This is a genomic window from Arthrobacter sp. HMWF013 (assembly GCF_003061105.1).
Classification (GTDB): domain Bacteria; phylum Actinomycetota; class Actinomycetes; order Actinomycetales; family Micrococcaceae; genus Arthrobacter.
Window position 1 is genome coordinate 1 of sequence record NZ_QAIQ01000353.1, and the last position, 8209, is coordinate 8209.

The 8209-nt window shown below is 65.8% G+C and carries 8 protein-coding genes; 2 read left to right on the forward strand and 6 right to left on the reverse strand.

Features of this window, described 5'->3' with window-relative positions:
- Positions 1-6 precede the first annotated feature (6 nt).
- The 3 genes from DBR22_RS13280 to DBR22_RS25160 form a co-directional block, all read right to left on the reverse strand.
- Positions 7-855 (reverse strand): fumarylacetoacetate hydrolase family protein, encoded by an 849-nt coding sequence (locus DBR22_RS13280; RefSeq protein WP_108599409.1) that lies wholly within the window; start codon positions 853-855, stop codon positions 7-9.
- A gap of 22 nt (positions 856-877) precedes the next feature.
- Complete coding sequence (locus tag DBR22_RS13285; protein WP_108599410.1) at positions 878-1540, reverse strand: DUF1684 domain-containing protein; 663 nt, start codon at positions 1538-1540, stop codon at positions 878-880.
- Between the two features lie 87 nt (positions 1541-1627).
- A complete protein-coding gene (locus tag DBR22_RS25160) occupies positions 1628-1900 on the reverse strand; it encodes a hypothetical protein (RefSeq protein WP_308810210.1) in 273 nt (90 codons plus the stop codon).
- Positions 1901-1988: 88 nt separating this feature from the next.
- Between DBR22_RS25160 and DBR22_RS25165 the strand changes: the two genes are divergently transcribed.
- Complete coding sequence (locus DBR22_RS25165; protein WP_308810211.1) at positions 1989-2441, forward strand: hypothetical protein; 453 nt, start codon at positions 1989-1991, stop codon at positions 2439-2441.
- A 71-nt stretch (positions 2442-2512) separates the two neighbouring features.
- Entirely contained in the window at positions 2513-3316 is an 804-nt protein-coding gene (locus tag DBR22_RS13295) for a transglutaminase-like domain-containing protein (protein ID WP_108599412.1), read from the forward strand.
- 24 nt (positions 3317-3340) lie between these two features.
- On the opposite strand, the gene DBR22_RS13300 is transcribed toward DBR22_RS13295, so the two are convergent.
- From DBR22_RS13300 to DBR22_RS13310, 3 genes are all read right to left on the reverse strand, one after another.
- Positions 3341-3811, reverse strand: coding sequence for a MarR family winged helix-turn-helix transcriptional regulator (locus tag DBR22_RS13300; RefSeq protein ID WP_108599413.1), 471 nt, complete (start codon positions 3809-3811; stop codon positions 3341-3343).
- Positions 3811-4920, reverse strand: coding sequence for an LLM class flavin-dependent oxidoreductase (locus tag DBR22_RS13305; RefSeq protein WP_108599414.1), 1110 nt, complete (start codon positions 4918-4920; stop codon positions 3811-3813). Before DBR22_RS13305 ends, DBR22_RS13300 begins: the two co-directional genes overlap by 1 nt.
- Before the next feature lie 114 nt (positions 4921-5034).
- On the reverse strand, positions 5035-8209 hold a 3175-nt coding region (locus DBR22_RS13310), incomplete at its 5' end, for an efflux RND transporter permease subunit (RefSeq protein ID WP_108599415.1).

Sequence of the window (8209 nt, forward strand, 5' to 3'; positions counted from 1 at the left end):
GTCATATCAGGCAGGTGTTTCCTCCCAGGTTGCCCTCTCGACCGGGTTGGCGAGTTCCCCGATGCCCTCCACCCGGCACACCACAGTGTCGCCCGGCTGGATACGGGCACACTCTGCAGGGAAGCCGGTCAGCACCAGATCACCGGGGTGCAGGGTCATAAAGGAACTGAGGTAAACCAGGATCTCGTCGACCTTCCAGCCAAGATCGGCACTGGAGGCCGGCCTCAGGCCCACGCCATTGTGGACAATGCCGATGGACAGATCCGAATCATCGAGGCCAGTGACGATCCACGGGCCAACCGGGGTGAAGGTGTCCTGGCTCTTTGCGCTGATCCAGAGTTCGTCGGATTTCTGCAGATCGCGGGCGGACACATCGTTGCCGATGGTGAACCCCAGGACAGCGCTCCGGGCGGTATCCAGGGTGAGGCCGCGGGCAGTACGGCCGACGACGACGGTCAGCTCCGCCTCGGGGTCGACGTAACCCACGGTGGAGCTTAGTTCGATGGCATCCCCGGGCCCGACAACACTGGATGCGGCCTTGTGGAATGCCTGGGGCGGGAGGTCGCGGCCGGGCTGGCCGGTGTTGTGGGCCATACCCAGGACGTTGACCGGGACTGACGGAGCGAGGAACGTGAACGTGCCCTGCTCCACCACCGAGCCGTTCTCCCAGCCGGGCCGTGCGGGGCTGTTGGCGTTTGCCCTGGACCCGGCGAAGGGTGAACCGATCACTGTCCAGGACCTGCCGGCCGGGGAATCAAAATCCGGCGCATCGTTGGCTACGAAAAAATGCTCATCAGGGGCGGCCGCCGGCGCTGGGCGGACACGGGCAAGGCGGCGGGAAGGACTGGCAGTCATGATGACATCCTACGTCCTCCGCTCAGTACAGTTCGCCCACCGGGATCTCCACGGCCAGCCGGTTGGACGGTCCGGCCAGGGGGCAGGCCCAGGCCTCGTTGTAGGCGCAGGACGGGTTGTAGGCAAAGTTGAAGTCCAGGACGAACCCGGCGTCCGGACCGGAGCCGCGGACGCCGTGGAAGGCGCCCTTGATGGTGTCCAGGAGATACCGGCCCGCGCCGTACGTCCCGCCGGGCTGGCCGGCTGTGGCGTCGCGGAAGGGAACGAAGATGCCGCCACCGTACCCCTGCAGCTTCCAGACGGCGAGCTGGCCCATCTCGGGGAGGTCGAACGTACCCAGCCGGACAAAATTGACCACACCATCGGTGCCCGTATCCACGCTCATCTCCCGCCCGGCGCCCTGCAGCGTGAGGGGTACCTGGAAACGGTAGATGGGATCGTAGTCCGCTGTTTTCAGGCCGGAGAACAGTGCCTTGTCCCGGGCTGTGAGGGGTGATGCCGGGTGCATCACGAACATGCGGTCACGTTCCTGCCGCCATAGGGAATGCGCCTCCGCCGGACTGTCCGCGGAAATTCTCCTCACGGTGTCGTAGAGGGCAAACGTCCGTAGCCGCCAGTCGGCAATGTCGAGGGCGGAAATGTCCGCCAGGCTGCCTGGTTCCGCGCCGTACTGCTCTTCCGCCATAGCCACCAGCCTAGCCCTCTTGGGCTGGGCGAATGTCCGGGACCGACACGCTGCCCGGGAACCGCCACCTGCCTGCTGTCTGCAGAGCTAGGCTGGCGTCATGACATGCAGGGTGACATCGTGGGGATTGCGGGCTGCGGCCCTTCTGGTGGCAGGGACCTTCGCTGCCGGGTGCAGTGCCCCTGGCAGCAGCAGTCCGGCGTGGACATCCCAGCCGGATCCATCCTCCACAGAGGGCGCCAGCCCGGCCGGCACCGGCAGCCCACCTGCGCCGACTGCCTCTCCGGACGGATCTGCCTCCGCTTCGCCGGTCCCCGCGGCTACTGCCGGCTCCTGGAAGACGTACACCGATCCCGGCAAGACCGTCAGTTTTGACCTGCCGGAGGAGTGGATTGCCCAATCCGTCACTCCTGAAGAGGGGACACTGCCGGGTGCCTTGAAGATTGACGTGAAAAAGCCTGACGGGGCATTCGTTGCGGCGCTGCGGACGGGCCTGCCGCCGTCGTCCTCCGAGTGCGCGGAGGGGGCCCGGAAACCCTATGTGGTCATCAGCAGCGTGCCGGTGGAACTGCCCGGCCTGACGGGGGAAGGAACCATCGCCCCGCGCGTGGTCTTCCGCGTCATCCAGGGCTACCGGTACTTTGGCTCTTACGGCATCATCAACATCGTGGGCGGTGCGGACGGGCAGGCGTGTGAGCTCCGCAACGTGGTCCGTGGCCCGGGCGGCAAGGGCGACTACTCTTTCGGCGATGTGGGTGTCCTGAAGGCCTTGGCCCCGGATGAGAAAGTGGCTCCGGCCAAGGCCTATGACACTCTTGACCAGGCAGCCAAGTACGTCGGCGAGAGCTCGGAATTTGCAAACGTCCAACGGATGCTAATGTCTCTGGAGATCAAAAACTAGTCCTGCCGCCGGCTCCATGAGAGCCGGGTCCGAGCGGGACGTTCTGCCACTACCTCACACCCCGGAGATACATGGAACGCACCGTTGCCGCACGGATGGTCTTCAAGACCGTGGCCGACACCAAGACCGCCCTGGCCATCGCCGTAGCCAGGAATGCCGGCTACACCTCGTTTGAAGAATCACTGACCATCACGGCAGGCGGCCGGCCTGTCCCGTTCCGTGAGATCGACGATCACCACGGGCGTATCCATTACCTGGAGTTCGCCGAGCCCTCCGAGGTCACCGTGGAGTACGCTGCCACAGTGGCCGGCCGGGCCGTCCCCGAAGATGCCACCCTGGCCGAACTCATCCGGTACGTACGGCCAAGCCGCTACGCCGAGTCCGACCGGCTGCTGCCCACCGCCTACGCCGAATTCGGTGGCCTGCATGGCGGCGAACTGGTCCAGGCCGTCCGGAACTGGGTTTATGGCGAGCTGCGGTACATCAGCGGTTCTTCACGGGGGACGGACGGTGCCGTGGAAACGCTGCTGCACCGCAGGGGAGTCTGCCGCGACTTCGCGCACCTGGCCATCGCACTGCTTCGTTCCAAAGACGTCCCCGCACGGCTCGCCGCCGTCTACGCGCCGGGGCTGAGCCCGATGGATTTCCACGCTGTGGCCGAAGCCCATATCAATGGGGCCTGGCATGTCATCGACCCCACGGGGCTGGCCCCGCGGGAGTCGATGCTGCGGATCACTGCGGGCCGCGACTCGTCCGACACCGCTTTCCTGTCCACCGTGGGCGGCAGCCTGACCCTGAACGAGCTGCGCGTCACCGCTGTGGTCAACGGCGGGCTGCCGGTGGAGGACCCGGCCAGCCTGGTGGTGCTGGGTTAGCTGCCGCTGCGTCAGGCCAGGAGATCACTTCCCCGGCCGCGCTCCCACGGAATTTCGGAGCTTGTCCGTGAGCCGCTGAAGTTCCTTCTGCTCGGCGGCAGTCAGGGCCGGCCCCACGAGGCTGGAGATGTCCCGCACATGCGCCCGGCCGATCTCCTTCTGCACGGCGGCCCCCTCCTCAGTCAGTTTCAGCAGCACACCCCGGCGGTCGTCAGGGGCGGGCATCCGGACAACCAGCCCGCGCTTCTCGAGCCGCTCCACCAGCCTGCTGAGGCTCGACTGGCTCAGCAGGACGTGGTCGTTGAGCTCATTAAGCCGGAGCCACCCGGACGGGCACCGTGACAGCGTGAACAGGACGTCGTACTCGTTGACCGGCACGGTCCTGAAGGCCGGCGCGGCCTGGAGCTTCCGCATCACCGCCACCTGGGCCCTGAACAGGGACTCCCAGGTCTCGGCGGCCATGCGGACCGATGATTCGTTTGCGTTGGCTGCCATCACGCCTCCGAAGGAGCTTTTTCGCTGGTCTGGGCAGCCATCAGGGTGGCAACACGGCCAGCGTGGGTGGGCGGATCCGGCACGTGGGCCGGCTTCAGGGCCGCGTATTCCTTGCGGAGGACCGGGAGGACTTCCTCGCCGAACAGGTCGAGCTGCTCCAGGACGGTCTTGAGGGGCAGGCCGGCGTGGTCGATCAGGAACAGCTGGCGCTGGTAGTCGCCGAAGTATTCGCGGAACGTCAGGGTCTTCTCGATGACTTCCTGCGGGCTGCCCACGGTCAGGGGCGTCTGCGAGGTGAAGTCCTCCAGGGACGGGCCATGGCCGTAGACGGGCGCATTGTCGAAGTAGGGGCGGAACTCCTTGACCGCGTCCTGGGAGTTCTTCCTCATGAAGAACTGTCCACCGAGGCCAACGATCGCCTGGTCTGCCTTTCCGTGGCCGTAGTGCTCGTAGCGCTCGCGGTACAGGCCGATCAGCTGCTGGTAGTGCTCCTTGGGCCAGAAGATGTTGTTCGCGAAGAACCCGTCGCCGTAGTAGGCGGCCACTTCGGCGATCTGCGGTGTGCGGATGGAGCCGTGCCACACGAACGGGGCGACGCCGTCGAGCGGGCGCGGGGTGGAGGTGAAGTTCTGCAGGGGCGTGCGGAACTTGCCGGACCAGTTCACCGTGTCCTCGTCCCACAGGCGGCGCAGCAGGGCGTAGTTCTCGATGGCCAGTTCCACGCCGTCCTGGATGTTCTTGCCGAACCAGGGGTAGACCGGTGCCGTGTTGCCGCGGCCCAGAACCAGGTCCACCCGGCCGTCGGCGAGGTGCTGCAGCATGGCGAAGTCTTCGGCGATCTTGACCGGATCGTTGGTGGTGATCAGCGTGGTGGCCGTCGAGAGCGTGATCCGCTCGGTCTGGGCGGCAATGTACGCCAGCGTGGTGGTGGGGGAGGAAGAGAAGAACGGCCGGTTGTGGTGCTCGCCGATGGCGTAGACATCCATGCCGATTTCTTCGACCTTCCTGGCGATCGCAACAGATGCCTTGATGCGCTCGTTCTCCGTGGGCGTCCGGCCGGTGGTGGGGTCAGTGGTGATGTCACTGACGCTGAATACGCCGATCTGCATGGTGTGCCTTTCGTTTCCTGGACTTCTCTGGGCTTGTTGCCACTCTACCAGATTTCCATGCGTTTGCATGTATCGCCGGGTATAACGCACCGCCGGAGGAAATATTCCCGGATGCTACCGGGCGTCGCCCGGGGCGGCGCGGCGGCCGCTGACCTTCGGGACGCTGCCGGTGGTCCAGTCGGCGAACTCGGCGTCGACGTCGTCCGCTTCCGATAACTCGGGGCGCTCCTGCAGGGCGCGCAGCAGCACCTTTTTCTCCCGCCGCCCCTCCACCAGCCGGTAGAGCACGGGGACGAGCACCAGGGTCAGTGCCGTGGAGGAAACCAGGCCGCCGATCACCACCACGGCCAGGGGTTGGGAGATGAACCCGCCGCCCCCGGTCAGGCCGAGCGCCATCGGCGTCAAGGCAAAAACCGTTGCCAGCGCGGTCATCAGGATGGGACGGAGGCGCTGCCTCGCCCCATGCGTGATGGCGTCCGCCACGCTCATCCCGGGCACACCGTTCCGCGGTTGGCGGTACTGGTTGATGAGGTCAATCAGCACAATGGCGTTGGTCACCACAATTCCCACGAGCATCAGCATGCCGATCAGCGACGGCAGGCCCAGGGGGACGCCGGTGGCCAGGAGCAGGGCCACAGCGCCGGTGGCTGCAAAGGGAACGGAGACCAGCAGGATCAGGGGCTGGATCAGCGATTTGAACGTGGCCACCATGATCACGTAGACGATCGCGATCGCGGCGAGGAGCGCCAGGCCAAGCTGTTGGAAGGACTCAGCCTGCTGGGTGGTCGCGCCGCCGAGCTCAGCCGTCACCCCTGCGGGGAGGCTGACGGTCCCGAGCCGCTTCTGCACCTCGGCGTTCACCGCTCCCAGGTTTGGGCCCGACGGCGTGACTGACACTTTGGCGGTCCGCTGGCCGTTGCTGGCGGTGATGGATACCGGCACGTCCACCTGTTCCACGGAAGCGATGTTGCCCAGGGTCACCGGCGCGCCTGAGGCAGGGAGGGCGATGTTCCGCACGGCATCGATGCTGGTGAATCTGGTGCCCTGGCCTATCTGCACGGGGAAGTCGTCGGTGTCGATCCTGACGGTGCCGGCGGGGATGGGGCTGATCGTGGAAGCCAGGACGCCGGCCACCTGTTCTTCATTGAGTCCGGCGGCGGTCGCCTTGGCCCGGTCAACCTTGACCTGGACCACCGGTTGGCTGGCCGCGAGGTTCGTGGTGACCTCGCTGGTTTCCGGCACCCCTGTCATGGCCTGCACCATGGCGTCGCTGGCCTTCCGGAGGTCCTCCGATGTTGCGGCTTTGATAGTGATGTCCACTGTGGAGGAGGTCCCGAAACCACCCTGCTGGGAGCCCACCGTGATCTTGCCGGCGTCCGCCACCCCGCCCAGCTCAGCGCGGACCGTCGCCTGAAGCCTTGCCTGGTTGACCTTCTCATCGGTGACAACGGTGAACGTCGAGTTCGAGGTACCGGAGGAGGTGAGCGCGGCAAAGCCCGCCTGCGCATTGCCCGATGTGACCTGGACATTCTTGATTCCCTCGATGCCCAGGAGGACCCCCTCGAGCCTGATGGCGGCAGCGCTGGTGTCAGCAAGGCTCGTCCCGGCAGGCATGACCTGGCGGACAGTCATGCTGTTCTGCCCCGAGTCGCCGAGGAGGTTTGTGGCCAAAAGCGGAGTCATGGCGGCTGTGCCGCCGAGCACCAGGGCGGCCGCAATCAGGGTGACTACGGGGTGCTTCTGGGTCTTGTTGAGGATGGGCAGGTACCCGCGCTGGAGTGGACTCTTTGCCTCGGCCTCCTGCGCCCTGGCACGGGCGGCGGCAGCATCTTTGGCGGCAGTCAAACGCGCAGCGGGGGAGCCGGACGTGGACGCAGCCGGGCTCTTGAGGAACCAGTAGGCCAGAACCGGAACAATGGTCAGGGACACCAGCAGGGACGCCAGCAGCGCCATGGTCACGGTCAATGCGAACGGACGGAAGAGCTCACCCGCGAGCTCGCCGACGAAGGCAATGGGCAGGAAGACCGCCACGGTGGTCAGGGTGGAGGCGGTGATCGCGCCGGCCACCTCACGGATGGCGGTGAGGATTGCGGCGACCTTCTCCTCGCCGTAACTGAGATGGCGCTTGATGTTTTCGATGACCACAATCGAGTCATCCACGACGCGCCCAATGGCAATGGTGAGGGCGCCCAGGGTCAGGATGTTCAGCGAGTAGCCCGTGGCGGACAGCCCGATGAAGGTGATCAGCAGGGACAGCGGGATGGACACCGCGGTGACCAGTGTGGAGCGGGCGGACATCAGGAAGACGAGGATCACGGCTACCGCGAAGCCCAGCCCGAGCAAACCCTCCGTGGTGAGGTCCTTGATGGACTTCTCGATGAACGGCGCCTGATCGAAGACAGCGGTGAATTTCGCGTTGGAGCCCAGTTCCGCCTCCAGGGCGGCCAGCGAATCGTTCACGGCGTGGGAAATCCCCACGGTGTCACCCTCGGGCTTCTTGGTGACGGAAACGGCGAGTGTTTCCTGGCCGTTCGTCCGGGTGATGGAGGTCCGCTCGTCGTCCCGAAGGCTGACGTCCGCCACGGCGGCGATGGTCGCCGCGTCCTTGGCCCCGCCGACGGGCAGTGCCTTGATTGCCTCCAGCGAATCAACCGGGCTGCCAATCTGGAGGGAAAGGGTCTTGCCCTGCTCCTGGATGGTTCCGGCGGGAATCAGGGCGCCGTTGTTGCTCAGGGCGTCCCTGATCGAAGCGATGGTGGCGCCTTTGGCTGCCATGGCGTCGGGACGGGGCAGGATTTCGATGTGCTGGGTCGCCCCGCCGGTGACGTCGGCACCCCGGACGCCGTCGATCTTCTGGAGCCGGGGAACGGTGAGCCGCTGCAGGTCAGCGTTCAATTCGCTCAGCGGCCTGTCCGAGGAGACGGCAAGGAACACGATGGGGAAATCGCTGATGCTGCCCGCGATGGCCTGCGGCTGCACATCCTCGGGCAGGGAGCGCTTGGCGTTGGAGATGGCCCGGTCGATCTGGTTCCGGGCGCGGTCAAGATTTGTCCCGTACGTGAACACCATGGTGATCTGGGAGACGCCGTTCCGCGAGGTCGACGACGTGGACTCAAGCCCCTCGACGCCGTTCAGGGCCGTCTCCAAGGGCGCGCTGACCTGCTTGTCCACCACTTCCGGCGATGCGCCCGGCATCGGGGAAAGAACCGTGATCTGCGGAAACTCGATGGAAGGAATGAGTTCCTGCTTCAGCGATGACATGGTGATCACGCCGAACACCGACGCGAAG